Genomic DNA, 18,717 nt, shown 5'->3' on the forward strand with positions numbered 1-18,717 from the left:
TTGACGATCAGGCGATGATTACAGCGCCATATCGTGTTGCGGTGATGCGGCCGATTTTTCAGCCGGCGCAGCTGGTGCGGCTGGCGCATGGTTATCCATATGGATCACCGGCGGCGTGGTCAGTTGCAGCGTTGACGCGGTGTCATTCCACACCTGCTGCAGCAACGGCACGTTGTCATTCAGTTTCTGGCCGTAACCCGGGATCATTTTATGAATCTTCGCCTGCCATTCGGCTGACTTAAACTCTTCCGGGAACAGTTTCTGCATCACGTTCAGTGCGATTGGGGCCGCAGTTGAGGCACCCGGTGACGCACCCAGCAGTGCAGCAACGGTTTTCTGCTGATCGGTCACAATTTCGGTGCCCAGTTTCAGCACGCCGCCCTTCTCTTCATCTTTTTTGATGATCTGTACGCGCTGACCGGCCTGAATCAGTTTCCAGTCCTCTTTCTTCGCATCCGGATAGTACTCTTTCAGCGCAGCAAAGCGGTCATCGTCAGTCAGCATCACCTGACCCACCAGGTATTTCACCAGGTCGAAGTTATCCATCCCAACGTGGGTCATCGGGATCACGTTGTGGGTGGTGGTGGTGCTCAGCAGATCAAACAGGGAACCATTTTTCAGGAATTTGGTTGAGAAGGTGGCGAACGGTCCAAACAGCACCACGCGCTTGCCATCCAGGTAACGGGTATCCAGATGCGGAACCGACATCGGTGGCGCACCGACAGAAGCCTGACCGTACACTTTGGCCAGATGACGATCGGCGATCGCGCTGTTTTCAGTCACCAGGAACGAGCCGCCCACCGGGAAGCCAGCATAGTTTTCAGCTTCAGGAATGCCGGTTTTCTGCAGTAACTTCAGCGCGCCGCCGCCGGCACCGATAAAGACATATTTCGCATCAACCGCACGCTCAGTGCCGTTTTTAGCGTCTTTAATGGTGACGTGCCACGAGTTGTCGCCGTTGCGTTTGAAGTCAGTCACTTCGGATGAAGTTTCCAGTCTGAAGTTATCATTTTTCTTCAGGCTGCCGATCAGCTGGCGGGTAATTTCACCGTAGTTAACGTCGGTGCCGACCGGCGTCCAGGTCGCGGCCACTTTCTGCTGTGGATCACGCCCTTCCATCACCAGTGGCGCCCATTGCGCGATCTGCTGATGATCGGTAGAGAACTTCATGCCCTGGAACAGCGCGGTTTTCTGCAACGCCGCGTAGCGTTTGGTCAGGAAGTCGACGTTGTCGCCCCAGACAAAGCTCATGTGCGGTGTCGAGTTAATGAAGCTGCGCGGATCGTGCAACACGCCTTCTTTGACCTGCGCGGTCCAGAACTGGCGAGACACCATAAAGGCTTCGTTGATTTCCAGCGCTTTGGTAACGTCAATCGAGCCGTCTTTACGCTCAGGCGTATAGTTCAGCTCCATGTTGGCAGAGTGACCGGTACCGGCGTTGTTCCAGCCGTTAGAGGATTCCAGCGCCACGCCGTCGAGTTTTTCCACCATTACCTGTTTCCAGCCTGGCTGTAACTCTTCCAGCATGGTGCCCATTGAGGCGCTCATGATGCCGCCGCCAATTAACAGTACGTCGGTTTTCTCTGGTGAAGTTTCAGCATGAAGCGCTGAAGAAACAAGCAATGCCGCGAGGGAAAGTGCAGGAATAACTTTTGTTGATTTAATCATTTCGCAATCTACAGTTAACTTAATCGTACTGGTTAAAAAAAGTCCTCAAAGTTTAAAATAATGTTATTTATGAGTTAATGTGAAAATAGTTATAAAATTAAAAATAACCATGCTGCCTTAATTTAATTACAAAAGGCATACGAAAGTTGCTAACTATTTTAACCACACATTAAGGGTGTGCTTTGAAATATTCAATCCCTTAAGGCAAATAATCTGACCGATTTTTTCCTGCAGCCTGCGCGGCTAAACCTGTACTGGTGCGGCGTCTTAGCGTATGTTGCCTGGCGAACCACTCACCCGTGCTGAACACCGATGAAAAGCCAATCACAAAAAAGATACGCCGTGAATAAACGCCCGATGAAACTCAGTACGTTGACCACGCTGATGATGACGGCGGTAATCTTTACCGTCCTGTTGTGCGTCCATCTGCTCTATTTCATCCAGATAGATAATTTTGCGCAGTCGCACCTGAAAGATAAAGCGATGGCGGTGGCACGCACCGTGGCCGACAGTCCGGAACTTCAGCGCGGACTGCGACGCCCCGATGGCCGCGAGCTGATACAGCCGGTTGCCGAGGCGGCACGCAAACGCAACGACCTGCTGTTTGTGGTGGTCACCGATATGAACGGCATCCGTTATTCGCATCCTAATCCCGACGCGATCGGCAAACATTTCATTGGCGACGATCTCAATCCGGCGCTGGCTGGGCGGGAAAATGTCGCGGTCAATCACGGTGTGCTGGTCGAAGCACTGCGGGTGTTCACCCCGGTTTATGACGACAGGCATCAGCAAATTGGCGTGGTGGCGATCGGGATTGCACTCAATGATGTGGCGGCGCAAATTGCGAAAAGCCGCTGGAACATCGTCTGGACCAGCTTATTTGGCGGCATTGTCGGTTTACTGGGTATTTATATTCTGGTCAGACGGCTGAAGACTATTTTGCTCGGGCTGGAACCGCATGAAATTTCCAGCCTGTTTGAGCAACGCCAGGCGATCCTTAACTCGATTAAGGAAGGGGTGATTGCGGTAGATGAGCACTCCCGCGTCAGCCTGATAAACCAGGCTGCGCAACAGCTGATGCACGAAACCACCCGCAAAATGCCCCTGAGTGGCGAAAGCCTGCCGGAAGAGAGCGTACTTCACCGCCACCAGCAAGATGCGCTGCACCAGGGCAAAGCCTGGCACGATCAGGAACTCACCATCGGCGGACGTATTCTGATCAGTAATACCGTGCCGGTGCGCAGCCGCGAGCGGATTATTGGTGCGGTGACCACCTTCAGGGACAAAACCGAGATTAGCCAGCTGATGCAGCGTCTGGACGGCATGGTAAACTATGTCGATGCGCTGCGTGAACGCTCCCATGAATTCATGAATAAGCTGCATGTTATTCTGGGCCTGCTGCACATGAAAAACTATGCACAGATGGAAGAGTACATTCTGAAGACGGCGAACAACTACCAGACTGAAATAGGTTCGCTGTTACAGAAAATCAAATCACCGGTCATTGCCGGCTTTTTATTGAGCAAAATCAACCGGGTGACCGATGAAGGCCATCAGTTGATTATTGATGAAGCCAGTTTTCTGCCCGACTGCGGCAGCGAACAACAGAGCGCCGTGTTGGTTACCGTGCTGGGTAATTTAATTGAAAACGCACTGGAGGCGCTGGACCCGGAACACGAAGGGGAAATCCACCTGATGCTGCATTATCAGAATGGCTGGCTGGCCTGTGAAGTCAGTGATGATGGCCCCGGAATTGACGGATCGCAGCTCGACGCCATTTTCGAACGTGGCGTCTCGTCGAAAGGAGACGATCGCGGCGTGGGGCTGTTTCTGGTTAAGCAGCAGACCGAAAGCCTGGGCGGCAGTGTTAGCGTCGAGTCGGAGCCGGGTGTGTTCACCCAATTTTTAGTGCAACTCCCGTGGGAGAGAGGAAGAAAAGTCGAATGATCAATGTCTTAGTTGTCGATGATGATGCTATGGTTGCCGAGCTGAATCGCTGTTACATCGCTCAGATCCCCGGCTTTACCTGCTGTGGCACCGCCTCGACATTACAGCAGGCCAAAGAGCAGTTACTGCAGGCAGATTCACAGGTCGATCTGGTGCTGCTGGACATCTATATGCAGCAGGAGAACGGTCTCGATCTGCTGCCCGAACTGCGCAGTGCCGGACGCCCGGTTGACGTGATCATCATCTCTTCCGCGGCTGATGCGGCCACCATCAAAACCTCGCTCAATTACGGTGTGGTCGACTACCTGATTAAACCGTTCCAGTTTGCTCGCTTTGAGGAAGCGCTGACCGGCTGGCGGCAGAAAAAAGCGCTAATGGATAATCATCAGTTTTATCAGCAGTCGGACGTTGATCAGCTATTGCACGGCAATCCGCCGGGTGCCAGTGAGCAGAAACGACTGCCTAAAGGCCTGACACCTCAGACGCTGCGCACCTTATGCCTGTGGATTGATGCCCATCCGGGCACCGAATTTTCCACCGATGAGCTGGCAACGGAAGTGAATATCTCGCGCGTTTCCTGCCGGAAATACCTGATCTGGCTGGCGCAGATTAATATTCTGTTCACCAGCATTCACTACGGCGTCACCGGTCGGCCAGTCTATCGCTATCGTCTGCAGCCGGAATACCACACCCTGCTGAAGCAGTATTGTCAGTAAGCCAGCCGGTAATCCTCGTCCAGCAGGCGGAAGGAAAAGTGACGTTGTGACGAGCAGATGACCTGCTTATCGCGGGTCACAAATATCGCTTCAATAGCGGGCAAATCGGCGAGGCAGGCGATGCCTTTTTCCACGCCCATGCCATACAGCAGCGTGGTGTAGATATCGCCATCAATCGAACGATCGGAGATCACCGTCACGCTCAGCAGTTCGTTATCGAGCGGATAACCGCTGCGGTCATCCAGAATATGGTGATAGCAGACGCCCTCCCGTTCGAAATAGCGCTCATAAATACCGGATGTCACCACCGACTTATCGGCCACGTGGATCACCCCGATCAGCGCATCCGCCACGCCGAACGGTTTTTTCAAACCAATCGCCCAGCCGGGTGACGCCTCTTCTTCCGGGGAGCCTACCGTCTGAACGTTACCGCCGAGGTTAATCAGCGCGCTGTTGACGCCCTGCTGACGCAAAAACGCCTGTACCCGATCGGCGATATAGCCTTTGGCGATCGCCCCGAGATCGATTTCCATCCCGGCTTTTGCCAGCATCACGCTGTTCGACGCCGGGTCGAGAATCACGTCATGCGGATTGGTCAGTGCCAGACAGGCCTGTAACCGGTCAGCCGGCGGCACGCTGTGCCCCTGAAAACCGATTTTCCAGCACTTCACCAGCGGACCGATCGCCAGGTTAAAACGGCTTTCGGGCAGCAGGCTGACGGCATGGGCGCAGGCGATCAGATCGAATACCGGCTGACTCACCACCACCGGATGCTGACCCGCCGCCTGGTTGATTGCCATCACTTCAGAACCGGAACGGTTGACGGTGAACAGGTTCTCCTGCTGTTTAATCAGGCGGAAGACCTGGCCGGCGAGGGTTTCATTGTGTTCGAACAGTTTGAGCAGAATGGGCGAACCCATCAGAACCGCGGAGTAAGCATAGACACGCGCATCAGTTAACATAGGCGACTCTACTTTAAGCAAGGAAACCGGCACCCGCTGAGTGCGGATGCCGGAGAGAGCGATTATCGTTTCGCGTAAGCTGCCGCGTTACCGCCCGCCAGAATACCAAAGATGATGATATCGGCGACGGCGTTACCGCCGATGCGGTTAGCGCCGTGGATGCCGCCGACCACTTCACCGCAGGCCCAGGCACCGTTAATCACCTGCTGCTGGCTATCCAGCACCGCGGTAGTGGTGTCAATAGTCACACCGCCCATGGTGTGGTGAACGCCCGGCGCCACGCGGATGGCGTAGAACGGACCTTCGCTCAGCGGATGACGCAGCGCGGTCTGACGGCCAAAGTCTTCATCTTTCTGCTGGATGACAAAGCCGTTGTAGCGGGCCAGCGTCGCTTCCAGCGTGCGGTGTTCCATGTTGAGTTTCACCGCCAGTTCCCCGACCGTTGGCGCGCTGACCACAAAGCCTTTGCCGATATATTCATCGGCCGCTTTGTTATTCATCCGCACCTGCTCGTCAAACACGATCCACGCACTCTTCTCAGGCAGCGCAATGATTTGCGCCGAGACTTTGTCACGGGTTTCCATTTCGTTGTAGAAACGTTCGCCCGCCTGACTCACCAGGATAGCGCCGCCACCGCGAATGGACTCAGACACCAGATACGAGGTGGTCTGTTCAACCGTCGGGTGAATCTGGATTTCGCCCATATCGACCGTGCCGGCACCGATTTTGGTCAGCATAGCGATTCCGCTACCGGTCGCCCCTTTGTGGTTGGTGGTGACGAAGCCATCCAGTTCTGGACGGTATTTCACCACCAGCTCGCGGTTAGCACTGAAGCCGCCGGTCGCCACAATCACGCTTTTCGCATTCAGAATGCGGCTGTCATTGTACTCATCGACCACTTTCACTCCAGTCACCGCGCCGTTCTCATAGAGGATTTCAGCGACAGAGGTTTCCAGCAGCACTTCAATATTGCGGGCGTTGATATTTTTCACCAGCCCGCTGATCAGGAATCCGCCGACCGCTGAGCGATCCGCCGGACGGTGAGTACGATCGATGCTCATACCGCCGGTGATGGTGATGTCATTCAGTTCGATGCCGTGGTCGGCCAGCCAGTCAATCGCTTCCGGCGCCAGGTCCACGAACTCACGCAGCAGCACCGGGTTGTTTTTGAATTTGCCGCCTTTCAGCGTCTCTTCATAGAACAGCTCTTTGCTGTCCTCGATGCCTTTCAGTTTCTGGAAGCGGGTTTCCGCCGCGTTCATGCCGACCGATGCTTTGATGGTGTTACCGCCGATGGTCGGCATCTTCTCGATAATCACCACGCGCGCGCCTTCATCGTGTGCCTGAATCGCCGCCGCCAGGCCCGCACCGCCGCTGCCTACCACTACCACATCATAATTCTGCGGTGCGTTAGGGTTGCCGCCCTCTTCAATCACATGTGCTTTGCTGGAGGTGGTCAGGGCGCGCGAAACCGCTTTCTTCAGCGCTTCACTCTGGGTGGTCGCACCGGTGATCGCATCAACGTGCGGGCTGTTGGCCACCAGAATACGGTTACGCAGGCTCTCAAAGGTGGTGGTGAAGTCGACGTCCAGCGTGTCATCCGGCACCAGTGAGATGTCGGTGATACGGTCGGTATCCAGCGTGACGTTGATTTTCAGCTTCAGTGCTTCAGCTTCCACTTTCTCCTGATAGACGCCCGCTTTGTATTTGCGGCCCGATTCGCTCATGTCGCGGATCATCGCGTCAACCAGCGAGAATCGCCACAGCGGTTCCGGGATTTTCAGCTCTTCACGTTTGTTACTGTCGATATAGAGATCGAGATGCTCGTTGTTGATGATGCGGTCAGCCCAGTTCGGGTAGGCAATACAGGCTTTGCCTATTGCTACCAGATCGTAGCCTTTTTCCAGCGCCATCTCAGCGTCTGATTTATTCACCACGCCGCCGACGCCAATCACCGGCACTTTGGCCAGCACCGGCGAACGCATCGCGATATATTTTTCGATTAGCGGAGTGGGATCCTGAGTATCCACAATCGACGGGCGCAGCAGCTGGCCCACCGAGAAATGGACGTAGTCCAGTCCGCGTGCCGCCAGTTTCTCCAGCAGATAGAGCGTATCGTCAAAGCGGATGCCGGGCACTTCAATCTCTTCCGGCGAGAAGCGATAGCCGATGATGAAGGAGTTATGCGCAAAGCGCTCCGCCATCTTATGGGTGATTTCCAGCACTTCCAGCGGGAAGCGGGCGCGGTTGTCGCGGCTGCCGCCCCATTTGTCGTCGCGCTGATTTGAGTTCGGTGAGTAGAACTGCTGGATCAGGTAGGTATTGGCACCGTGGATCTCCACCCCATCAAAACCGGCCTTAATCGCACGGTTCACCGCATCACCAAATTTGGTGATCATGGTATCGACTTCTTCCGCCGTCAGCGCCAGCGGTTTAGTTGCGCCTTCACGCGGTGCCGCGATTGCGCTCGGGGCGACCGGCGTTTTGCCGCCGATCAGCTCCGGTTCGACCATGCGGCCACCGTGATAAATCTGCAGAATCGCGGTCGATCCCTCTGATTTTATCGCGTCAGCAATGCGTTTCAGGCCAGGGATTTTGTTGTCGCTGTCGATGGCAATCGCGCCTGGGAAGGCCGGACCACGGTTGTCGATAAAGCAACATTCGACGATCACGGTGCCGATGCTGCCCGCGCGGGCACGATAGTATTCCACCAGCTCGCTGGTCACCGTACCGTCATAAAAACCGGTACAGGTGGTCATCGGTGCCATCACTAATCGGTTTTTTAACACCGCGCCGTTAGGCAGCGTCAGGGGAGTGAGAATCGGGGTGAGAGTATTCATGCGATAAACTCCAAGATTTAAAAGTCTGGAAATTTTTAGCGGACGCAAAGTATCGCTTAATTAAGTGGTCCGATGTCATGACCCAAATATACCATTTTCTTTGCTTATATAAGCGATAAATTTACTTTTTAAACTTTTAAACCTTTTAGAGTTTTTATTTGCCGAAAACAGCAAGTGAAGTTATATTAATTGTTAACCAAGGGTTACCAAAAATCAACCCTTGGTTTGCATTAAAAACAAAGCCTTGTGTATCAACAAGTTATAACATACACTCGCCAGCGTACCGGCTTGCCAGCAGTCGATCCGGATCACAAAAAGGGTGCTACAGCCAGCAACGGGATATAAAATAAAAATAAATGTTAAAAATCAGGAATAACGATTTATTTTTATTGATCTGGATCAAAAATCTATATTTTCAGAAATCGCATCATATTCACATCGGATTAAAACGCTGCTGGATTTAACAGCAGAGTGCCAAAAAAATTCAGGCATCACGGTTTATTCACGTCATAACGAATAATAAAGAAAGCAGTCAGTGAAGTACCGGGGCGCAAATCGCATTCTTCTCAACTTGCAGACAAATACTATGAAACCACTCTCAGCTGTGAATGAACCGCCAAAAGCAGCCCCTGCTGCGGCTGGAAAAAAGAAAGCTATCATGCTGGCGTTACCGGTGTTGGTCGCCGTGCTCCTGCTGCTGGTGCCGGTACCGGCCGGTCTCGAACCCTACGCGTGGCACTTCTTCGCCATTTTTGTTGGGGTGATTGTCGGGCTGATTTTTGAACCGTTACCGGGCGCGGTGATCGGTCTGACCGGTGTGGTGGTCATCGCCCTGTTCAGTCAGTTCCTGTTGTTCAGTCCGGCGGAGCTGGCGAACCCGAAATTCAAACTCGCCAGTGAGTCGTTTAAGTGGGCGGTCAGCGGCTTCGGCAACTCCACCGTCTGGCTGATTTTCGGTGCCTTTATGTTCGCCGCCGGGTATGACAAGACGCAGTTTGGTCGTCGACTGGCGCTGATACTGGTGAAATACCTCGGTCGTCGCAGCCTGACGCTCGGCTACGCCATTACCTTTGCCGACCTGTTGCTGGCACCGTTTACGCCTTCAAACACCGCGCGCAGTGGCGGGACTATCTACCCAATCATTGCTAACCTGCCGCCGCTTTACGGCTCTAAACCTAACGACCCAAGCGCCCGTAAGATCGGTTCTTACCTGATGTGGGTGGCCATCACCGCCGCCTGTATCACCAGCTCAATGTTTCTCTCTGCGCTGGCCCCGAACCTGCTGGCACTGGCGCTGGTGAAAAGCGTGATCGGTTTCGATATCTCATGGGGCATGTGGTTCCTCGCCTTCCTGCCGCTGGGTGTGTTACTGATTCTGACCATGCCGCTGCTGGCGTACTGGTTCTACCCGCCTGAAGTGAAAGTAAATGACGAAGTGCCGAAATGGGCCATCGCTGAACTGGCAAAACTGGGCAAACTGACCCGTAACGAAATCCTGCTGCTGGTGTTTGTGGTCTGTGCCCTGCTGATGTGGATTTTCGCTACCGCCTGGATTGAACCGGCTATGGCGGCGCTGCTGGTGATTATTCTGATGCTGTGGACCGGGGTCCTGAACTGGAATGACATCACCAGCAACAAAGCGGCCTGGAATACCTTTGCCTGGTTCGCCACCCTGGTGGCACTGGCCGATGGCCTGGCCCGGGTCGGCTTTATCGCCTGGTTAGGTAAAGAAGGCGGCATGCTGTTGCAGGGATACGACCCGCAGGTTTCCGCAGTGGTGCTGTTAATCGCCTTCTTCCTGCTGCACTACCTGTTCGCCAGTACCACCGCGCATACCACCGCGCTGTTACCGGCAATGCTGACCATCGCGGCATCGATTCCGGGCATCAACATGCCGGTCTTCTGCCTGATGCTGTGTACCTCACTGGGTGTGATGGGCATCATTACCCCTTACGGTACCGGACCCAGCCCGATTTATTACGGCAGTGGTTATCTGCCAACCAAAGACTACTGGCGTCTGGGCACCATCTTCGGTGCCATCTTCCTGGTGTCGATGATGCTGATTGCCTATCCGTGGATGGTGTGGATGTTCTGACGAATACAACATGCAGATCAACGCGTTATAAGATACCATTCCATGCCTTACCCGCCGCCATCCCGGCGGCGGGTAAATATAATAAACGATTAATTCGCCTATGATGCTGACCCTCGCCGCCTGACAGCGGCGGCTCAGCGGATCATTAAGTGAGAAAAAATGTCGAACAAACCTTTCTTCTATCAGAATCCCTTTCCTCTTACCCACGAGGATACCGAATACTATCTGCTGAGCCGTGAGCACGTTTCCGTCGCCGAATTTGACGGCCAGGAAGTGCTGAAAGTGGCACCGCAGGCCCTGACATTACTGGCGCAGCAGGCGTTTCATGACGCCTCGTTTATGCTGCGTCCGGCGCATCAGCAGCAGGTCGCCTCGATTCTGGACGATCCGGAAGCCAGCGATAACGACAAATATGTCGCGCTGCAGTTTTTGAGAAACTCCGAAATCGCTGCCAAAGGCGTACTGCCGACCTGTCAGGATACCGGCACCGCCATCATCATGGGTAAAAAAGGCCAGCGGGTCTGGACCGGTGGCGGCGATGAAGCGGCGCTGTCGCAGGGGATCTATAACACCTACATTGAAGATAACCTGCGCTATTCGCAAAATGCGGCGCTGGATATGTATAAAGAGGTCAACACCGGCACCAACCTGCCGGCGCAGATCGATCTCTATAGCGTGGATGGTGACGAGTATAAGTTTCTGTGCATCGCCAAAGGCGGCGGCTCAGCCAACAAAACCTATCTCTATCAGGAAACCAAAGCGCTGCTGAGCCCAGGCAAGCTGAAAAATTACCTGGTCGATAAGATGCGCACGCTCGGCACCGCAGCCTGCCCGCCGTACCACATCGCGTTTGTGATTGGTGGCACCTCGGCGGAAAGCACCCTGAAAACCGTTAAGCTGGCCTCCACCCATTATTACGATGGCCTGCCAACTGAAGGGAATGAGCACGGCCAGGCGTTCCGTGATATCCAGCTGGAGCAGGAACTGCTGGAAGCCGCGCAGCAGCTCGGCCTCGGCGCGCAGTTTGGCGGTAAATACTTTGCCCATGATATCCGGGTGATCCGTCTGCCTCGTCACGGTGCCTCCTGCCCGATTGGCATGGGCGTTTCCTGCTCGGCAGACCGCAACATCAAAGCTAAAATCAACCGCGATGGCATCTGGATTGAAAAACTGGAAGCTAATCCAGGTCGTCTGATTCCTGAAGCGCTGCGTCAGCAGGGTGAAGGCGAAGTACTGCATGTCGATCTCAACCGCCCGATGGAGCAGATTCTGGCGCAGCTGTCAGCCTATCCGGTCTCCACGCGTTTGTCGCTGAGCGGCACCATCATCGTGGCGCGTGATATTGCGCACGCTAAGCTGAAAGAGCGCATCGATAACGGCGAAGGCCTGCCGCAGTACATTAAAGATCATCCGGTCTATTACGCTGGCCCGGCCAAAACGCCTGAAGGCTACGCCTCTGGCTCACTCGGCCCCACCACCGCTGGCCGCATGGATTCCTATGTCGATCTGCTGCAGGCGCACGGCGGCAGCAAGATTATGCTGGCCAAGGGTAACCGCAGTCAGCAGGTTACTGATGCCTGTCAAAAACATGGCGGTTTCTACCTGGGCAGCATCGGGGGTCCGGCTGCGGTACTGGCGCAACAGAGCATCAAGCGTCTGGAATGCGTGGAGTATGCTGAACTGGGTATGGAAGCGATCTGGAAAATTGAGGTGGAGAACTTCCCGGCCTTTATCCTGGTCGATGATAAAGGCAACGATTTCTTCCAGCACATTGAGCGGCAACACTGCGCGAAATGCGTTAAGTAATAAAAAAGCCCCGATTACGGGGCTTTTTTTTGCTGGCTTAATAGCGCTGTAATCGTTGCAGCGCTGCTTCAATCGGCCGATCGCCGCTAGTCAGCTCGATAATCTGATACCTGATTGCCGGATTTTCAATCAGGCCGACCAGCGTGGCGGCAACGTCATCACGCGGGATTTCCCCGTACGGAATCGCCAGATCGGCTTCTACCCGACCGGTGCCTGCGGCATCGGTGAGCGTTCCCGGACGCAGGATCACCCACTCCAGCCGGCTCGCCACCAGCCGCGCATCCGCCAGCCGTTTGACCCGCATATAGTTTTCAAAGCCTTCTGAAATCGCTTTACCGCGACCGGCATCCGGAAACGCTGAAACCAGAATAAAGCGGGGTACACCCGCCTGTTCCGCCGCCGCGACCGCCAGTTCCAGCCCGTCGCCGTCAATCGCATTGGTCAGCGCAATACCCGCGCCACCGGCACCGGCGGTGAAAACCACCACCGCGTGACCAGCCATCTGTTGCGCCAGCTCGTCAACCGTCAGCTGCTGAATATCACCTGATACCGGCTGTGCGCCAGCGGCCTGCAGGGTAGCAGCCTGCTCCGGTTTCCGGTGCAGCGCCGAAACCGCGTGCTGCTTAGCGCTTAGCTGGCGGGTCAGTCGCAGACCCACTTTACCCGCCGCGCCGATAATAAAACATGCCGCCATAATTTCAGTTCCTCTGTTAATTCAGCGAGAGCAGAAGTATAGCCATCAGCCAGAGACAAACCAGGCGCCTGATGCGGCGCCTGTTGACTTACTGCGGGATCACTTTTTCCGCTTTCAGCTTATCGAACAGCTGAGTAAAGGAGTCAAGCGTGCTGCGATAGCCGGTAAAGCCCGCTTTGCGGCTTTTGCTCATGTCGGTGAAGGCTTCCATCGGACGACCGAGATCGGCGTCGGTGTGCCACCAGGACGCGAGCTTATTGAGGTCCGCTTCGCGCAACTGATGACGCTGAGCAATCTCCTGCCAGGCGCTGGCCGCTTCCTGCATCCGCCCTTCCAGCGGCATCATCTGCGCCGGGTATTCGGCCGCCTCGATACCGAAATAGTCAGCCAGCTTCGGCCACATCCAGTTCCAGCGGAACACATCACCGTTCACGGCGTTGAAATCCTGATTGGCCGCTGCGGGAGACGTCGCCGCCCAGTGCAGCTGTTCAGCCAGCAAACCGGCGTCGGTCATGTCAGCCACGCCATTCCACTGCTCTGGCGAGCCGGGGAATATAAACGGCCAGCCTTTCTCTTTGCACAGCGTGGCATACACCGCCAGCGTCTGGCCCATGTTCATTGCGTTACCGACCGCGTAACCGATAATGGTGTGCGGACGATGAACGCTCCAGCGGTAGTCATATTTTTCCGCACCGGCAAACAGCTCATCTTCCTGCGCATAATAGAAGTTGTCGACCGGCTGACGGCCCTGTTCTTCACGGAACGGCGTCACCGGCACCGCACCTTTGCCGTAGGCTTCAAACGGACCCAGGTAGTGCTTAAGACCGGTTACCAGCGCGACGTGTGCGCCCTTCAGCCTTTCGCCCAGCGCCTCAATGACGTTGCGCACCATGCCGCCATTAACCCGAATGTTCTCTTTTTCGTTCTCCTGACGCGCCCAGACGCTGAAGAAAACGGCATCCGGTTTCACCGACTTCAGTGCCTCGCGCACCGCGTCAGCATCGGTCAGATCGGCTGTCAGACTGGTCGCGCCTTCCGGCACCGCGCCGCGTCCGCGTGACAGACCGGTCACGTCCCAGCCCTCCTGCTGCAGTTTATCCGCCAGTGCTCGGCCGATAACGCCGCTGATACCCACAATCAAAGCCTGTTTTTTCATTTGATTTCTCCTCGTTTTGCGTAATGCTAAGCCTAATAGAGAATTGAGTTCTTATCTCTGGCATTAATTCACAGCATTCTCAACCTGAGTTCATTAATCGATGCACGATCAGCGCCTCAAAGATATCCTGCCTTTTGTTGCCAGCGTGGAATGCGGCAGCTTTACCGCTGCCGCTGAGCGCCTGCATGTTACCGGCTCGGCGGTCAGTAAAAGTGTCAGCCGGCTTGAAACAAGATTAGGTTCCCGCTTGCTGGAACGCACCACCCGCAGCCTGCAATTGACCGATGCCGGCAGCGCCTATTACCAGACCTGCCTGCGTATTCTGGAAGATCTGGCCGAGACCGAAGCAGTGCTGGCGGCGCAGCGCACCATTCCCTCCGGCCGCCTGCGACTGGCGGTGCCTAACACCTATGGCCGGCTTAACGTGATGCCGTTGCTGATGCCGTTCTGTCAGCAACACCCGGAACTGGCGCTTAACCTGAGTTTTTCCGATCGGTTTGTCGATCTGTTTGATGAAGGGGTGGATGTCGCGGTGCGGATTGGCGGCGCGCCCGACCTGCCCGCCTCGCTGGGCTGGCGTAACATGGGCCGTGAGCAGATGCTGTTCTGCGCCGCGCCGACCTATCTCGATCGTGAAGGCCGGCCGCACAACCAGGCGGGGTTGCTGAATCACCGCGCCATCCTTTATCAGCGCGTTGACGGCAGCACCAAACCCTGGCTGTTTACTACTGAAGATGGTCAGCCGAACTGGCGCGATGTGCCTTACCGGATGGCGTTAGGTGATGTGGATGCGCAGATGCAGGCGGTGAAGGCGGGACTGGGGGTGGCACAAATGCCTTCCTGGCTGATTCGCCAGTCAGTCGCTGCCGGAGAACTGGAGATCGTTCTTCCCCAGCTGCAACCCGACGGACTGACGCTCAGCGTGGTGTGGCCTCGTCGCAAACAGTTTCTGCCCAAAGTGGATGCGCTGCTCTCTGCCCTGAGCGGGCTGGTGATCCGCTAATCTGACGGCGCGGACCTTCCGGTCGCGCCCGTCGTCCGCCTGCCGGCTGTTATTTTAATTTCCCCCAGCGTTTGGGATGTTTATTTCATCCTGAGGTGTTTCACCTGGAAATAAGACAATTCCAGCCCCTTTGTTTCGACATTTCCGCCTGCTCTTCTCATGGTGACGCTTTATTCCCCCGCGAAATAACCGGCTTAAATTTAAGCCCTTTATTCATGTTCTGATGGAATCCCATCAAAATAAAAAGGCCGGAAGGCTTGAGCTCACAAAATGAAAACTAAATTCCAAATATAATTTAACCCGAAATATAAATATCAGTAGGGTGAATGCTCCTTCATGTTCTGACGTTTTACCTGGCCTGTTTTCACCTGGAGTTTTCATGGAAAAAGAACTGTATATCTCGTCGAACCCGGCATCTGGCCCTAATAGCGCCACCCGTACCGAGCCGTTTGTGAAGATTATTGCCCTGGTAGCGACGCTGGGCGGACTGCTGTTTGGCTACGACACCGGCGTGGTGTCGGGCGCGCTGCTGTTTATGCGGGGCGATCTGCACCTCACCCCGCTGACCACCGGACTGGTCACCAGCTCGCTGCTGTTTGGTGCCGCTTTTGGCGCACTGGCCGCTGGCCACCTGGCGGATAGCCTCGGCAGACGCCGTATCATCATCGCGCTGGCGCTGATTTTCGCCTTTGGCGCAGTGGGCTCAGCCATCGCCCCGGACGTGGAGTGGATGATCGCCTCACGCCTGTTTCTCGGATTCGCGGTAGGCGGTGCCGCTGCGACGGTGCCGGTCTATATTGCGGAAATCGCGCCGGCCAATAAACGCGGCCAGCTGGTGACGCTGCAGGAGCTGATGATCGTCAGCGGCCAACTGCTGGCCTACATCTCCAACGCCACCTTCAACGATATCTGGGGCGGCGAAAATACCTGGCGCTGGATGCTGGCGCTGTCGATTGTGCCCGCCATTCTGTTGTGGGTTGGCATGATATTCATGCCGGAAAGCCCGCGCTGGCACGTGATGAAAGGCCGCAGTCAGGCGGCCCGCGAGGTGCTGGAGAAAACCCGCGCAGCCGAAGATGTGGAATGGGAACTCGAAGAGATCGAAGAGACGATTGAAGAGAACCGTCAGCAGGGCAAAGGCCGGCTGCGCGATCTGGCTACGCCGTGGCTGATGAAAATATTCCTGCTCGGCATCGGTATCGCCGCCATTCAGCAGCTGACCGGCGTGAATACCATCATGTACTACGCGCCGACCATGCTGACAGCCGCTGGCCTGAGTAACGATGCCGCGCTGTTTGCCACCATCGCTAACGGTGCGATTTCAGTAGTGATGACCCTCGTCGGCATCTGGTTGATTGGCAAAGTCGGCCGTCGTCCGCTGGTGCTGATTGGTCAGATGGGCTGCACCTGCTGCTTATTCTTCATCGGGCTGATCTGCTGGCTGATGCCGGAATATCAGCAGGGTGCGGTCAATCTGCTGCGCGCTTATCTGGTGCTGGCGGGAATGCTGATGTTCCTCTGCTTCCAGCAGGGTGCGCTGTCGCCGGTAACCTGGCTGCTGCTGTCGGAAATATTCCCGGCCCGGATGCGCGGTATCTGCATGGGTGGCGCAGTCTTTTCACTGTGGATCGCTAATTTCGCCATTTCGATGGCCTTCCCGCTGTTATTAGCCGCCTTTGGTCTGTCGGGTGCGTTCCTTATTTTCGCCCTCATCGGCATCGGTGGTTCTGTTTTCGTCATGAAGTTTATTCCCGAAACCAAAGGAAGAAGTCTTGAGCAGGTAGAGCACTATTTCTACGCGCTTTATAACGGCAAAAAATAATGCTGCCGCATGGAGCCCGCAGAGATATCACTTTCGCTTAACGACGGTCAGAGAGGAAATAGCGACCTTCACCGATTAAATAACTGAATACGATTAAACCCGATTATTACGCACCCATGACTTTCAGGAAATGACTATGAGCTTATCTATTCCACAGGCCCGTTTTTGTGTAAACCGCAAAATTGCGCCCAATCTGAGCATCGAACGTTTTTTTAAGCTGGTGACGCAGCTGGGTATTCATAAAGTCGAACTGCGCAACGACATGCGCAGCGGACGCGTTACCGACGATCTGACCGGTGAACAGGTTAAGGCGCTGGCGCGCCAGTCAGACATTGAGATCGTGACCATCAATGCGGTCTACCCGTTTAACCAGCTGAACGATGAATTGCTGCAGCGCACCCGACAGCTGCTGAGCGATGCCCGGGCGGTTGGTGCCGAGTCGCTGGTGCTCTGCCCGCTGAACGATGGCACCCCGATCAGCGCGGCGGATACCGTTGCTGCGCTGAAAACTTTAGGGCCGCTGTTTGCCGACTACGGCATTCAGGGACTGGTGGAGCCACTCGGCTTTCCGCAAAGTTCGCTGCGCTCGGCAATTCAGGCGCAGGCGCTGATCAAACAGGCCGATGTACCGTTCCGGCTGCTGATTGATACCTTCCACCATCATCTGTTTGAGGATGCTGAAAACGGCTTCGAACAGGAGATTGATGTGCAGCAGATCGGGCTGGTTCACCTGTCTGGCGTCACCGATCCGCGGCCGGTCGCCCAGCTTACCGATGAAGAACGCATCATGCTCAGCGCCGACGATCGCTTACGCAGCAAGCAGCAGGTCGAGCGGCTGGAAAAAATGGGCTACACCGGCCTTTACGCCTTTGAACCGTTCTCATCGGTGATGAATGACTGGCAGGAAGCAGACATCATCCGCGAAATTCGCGACAGCATTCAGCTGTTGAACCACTCAGCCTGATTAAGGAAGCACTATGACTATCAATATTGGCGTTATCGGAACCGGTGCGATCGGTCGCGAACACATCCGTCGTTGCAGCACGGTATTGCAGAATGCGCGGGTGGTAGCACTCAACGACATCAATCGTGACAACTGTCAGCAGGTTGTCGATCAGCTGACGCCTGAAGCGCGTATTTATGATAACGCGATTGAGCTGATCAACGATCCGCAGGTCAATGCGGTGCTGGTCACCTCCTGGGGTCCGACCCATGAAGCCTTTGTGCTGGCCGCTATCGAGGCTGGCAAAGCGGTGTTCTGCGAGAAGCCGCTGGCGGTCACCGCCGAAGGCTGTCTGAATATTGTTGAGGCAGAGATCAAGGCGGGTCGCCAGCGGGTGCAGGTCGGATTTATGCGGCCGTATGACAGCGGCTACCGGGCACTGAAAGCGGTGATCGACAGCGGCGAGATTGGCGAACCGCTGATGCTGCACTGCGCGCACCGTAACCCGGAAGTGGGTGACAGCTACACCACCGATATGGCCATCACCGATACGCTGATCCACGAACTGGATGTGCTGCGCTGGCTGCTGAACGATGACTATGTCAGCGCACAGGTGATCTTCCCGCGCAAAACCCGTAAGGCCTCGTCACACCTGCGCGATCCGCAAATCGTGTTGCTGGAAACCGCCAAAGGTGCGCGTATTGATGTCGAAATTTTTGTTAACTGTGAATATGGCTACGACATTCAGTGTGAAGTGGTGGGTGAAAGCGGCATTGCCCGCCTGCCTGAACCGATGTCAGTGCAGCTGCGCAGCGCCGCGAAGCTGTCAACTACCATCCTGACCGACTGGAAAAAGCGTTTTATTGACGCCTATGACGTCGAGCTGCAGGCGTTCATTAATAACGTTATCTCTGGTGAGATGACCGGTCCCTCGGCCTGGGATGGCTATGCGGCTGCGGTGGCAGCCGATGCCTGCGTCGCGGCGCAAAATTCCGGTCAGATTGTGCCGGTTAAGATGGCGGAAAAACCGGCGTTTTATCGCTAAAAGCAACGCTGCACGGCGGG

General features: G+C 55.4%; 13 protein-coding genes. 8 read left to right on the forward strand and 5 right to left on the reverse strand.

All coding sequences use genetic code 11. The features are described from left to right. Nucleotides 1-18: 18 nt before the first annotated feature. Entirely contained in the window at nt 19-1,668 is a 1,650-nt protein-coding gene (gene mqo / locus AC6I8D_RS22325) for a malate dehydrogenase (quinone) (RefSeq protein ID WP_497820969.1), read from the reverse strand. Nucleotides 1,669-1,980: 312 nt separating this feature from the next. Here mqo and AC6I8D_RS22330 point away from each other — a divergent pair, with 312 nt between their 5' ends. Both AC6I8D_RS22330 and dcuR read left to right on the forward strand, forming a co-directional pair. Then, nucleotides 1,981-3,615 carry a sensor histidine kinase gene (locus tag AC6I8D_RS22330; RefSeq protein WP_497820970.1) on the forward strand — a complete coding sequence of 545 codons (1,635 nt, stop codon included), beginning with the start codon at nt 1,981-1,983 and terminating at the stop codon, nt 3,613-3,615. Then, the gene (gene dcuR / locus AC6I8D_RS22335) at nt 3,612-4,331 is read left to right on the forward strand and encodes a two-component system response regulator DcuR (RefSeq protein ID WP_312055653.1); all 720 of its coding nucleotides are present in this window, start codon (nt 3,612-3,614) and stop codon (nt 4,329-4,331) included. The genes AC6I8D_RS22330 and dcuR overlap by 4 nt, the downstream gene beginning before the upstream one ends. On the opposite strand, the gene AC6I8D_RS22340 is transcribed toward dcuR, so the two are convergent. Together AC6I8D_RS22340 and AC6I8D_RS22345 are read right to left on the reverse strand one after the other, a co-directional pair. Then, a complete protein-coding gene (locus AC6I8D_RS22340; RefSeq protein ID WP_497820971.1) occupies nt 4,325-5,293 on the reverse strand; it encodes an FAD:protein FMN transferase in 969 nt (322 codons plus the stop codon). The genes dcuR and AC6I8D_RS22340 overlap by 7 nt on opposite strands. Nucleotides 5,294-5,355: 62 nt before the next feature. After that, on the reverse strand, nt 5,356-8,133 hold the full coding sequence (locus tag AC6I8D_RS22345; RefSeq protein WP_497820972.1) for a flavocytochrome c: 2,778 nt from the start codon (nt 8,131-8,133) through the stop codon (nt 5,356-5,358). Nucleotides 8,134-8,719: 586 nt separating this feature from the next. Here AC6I8D_RS22345 and AC6I8D_RS22350 point away from each other — a divergent pair. Both AC6I8D_RS22350 and fumA read left to right on the forward strand, forming a co-directional pair. Next, entirely contained in the window at nt 8,720-10,228 is a 1,509-nt protein-coding gene (locus AC6I8D_RS22350; RefSeq protein ID WP_031374416.1) for an anion permease, read from the forward strand. A 159-nt stretch (nt 10,229-10,387) separates the two neighbouring features. Continuing rightward, the gene (fumA, locus tag AC6I8D_RS22355) at nt 10,388-12,034 is read left to right on the forward strand and encodes a class I fumarate hydratase FumA (RefSeq protein WP_312757546.1); all 1,647 of its coding nucleotides are present in this window, start codon (nt 10,388-10,390) and stop codon (nt 12,032-12,034) included. Between the two features lie 37 nt (nt 12,035-12,071). Here the strand turns inward: fumA and AC6I8D_RS22360 are convergent, their stop codons facing one another. After that, nucleotides 12,072-12,728, reverse strand: coding sequence for an NAD(P)H-binding protein (locus AC6I8D_RS22360; protein ID WP_497820973.1), 657 nt, complete (start codon nt 12,726-12,728; stop codon nt 12,072-12,074). A gap of 88 nt (nt 12,729-12,816) precedes the next feature. Then, nucleotides 12,817-13,884 (reverse strand): SDR family oxidoreductase, encoded by a 1,068-nt coding sequence (locus AC6I8D_RS22365; RefSeq protein ID WP_312055647.1) that lies wholly within the window; start codon nt 13,882-13,884, stop codon nt 12,817-12,819. 100 nt (nt 13,885-13,984) lie between these two features. On the opposite strand from AC6I8D_RS22365, the gene AC6I8D_RS22370 reads away from it, so the two are divergent. From AC6I8D_RS22370 to iolG, 4 genes are all read left to right on the forward strand, one after another. Then, on the forward strand, nt 13,985-14,887 hold the full coding sequence (locus AC6I8D_RS22370) for a LysR family transcriptional regulator (RefSeq protein ID WP_312055646.1): 903 nt from the start codon (nt 13,985-13,987) through the stop codon (nt 14,885-14,887). Nucleotides 14,888-15,266: 379 nt separating this feature from the next. Continuing rightward, nucleotides 15,267-16,709 (forward strand): sugar porter family MFS transporter, encoded by a 1,443-nt coding sequence (locus AC6I8D_RS22375; RefSeq protein WP_312757551.1) that lies wholly within the window; start codon nt 15,267-15,269, stop codon nt 16,707-16,709. Between the two features lie 136 nt (nt 16,710-16,845). Continuing rightward, nucleotides 16,846-17,673, forward strand: a complete 828-nt coding sequence (locus AC6I8D_RS22380; protein ID WP_497820974.1) for a TIM barrel protein — start codon at nt 16,846-16,848, stop codon at nt 17,671-17,673. 13 nt (nt 17,674-17,686) lie between these two features. Beyond that, nucleotides 17,687-18,697 carry a bifunctional inositol 2-dehydrogenase/D-chiro-inositol 1-dehydrogenase gene (gene iolG / locus AC6I8D_RS22385; RefSeq protein WP_497820975.1) on the forward strand — a complete coding sequence of 337 codons (1,011 nt, stop codon included), beginning with the start codon at nt 17,687-17,689 and terminating at the stop codon, nt 18,695-18,697. Nucleotides 18,698-18,717: the final 20 nt, after the last annotated feature.

It is taken from the genome of Pantoea sp. X-Soil-MYKO-1785, from assembly GCF_059730675.1.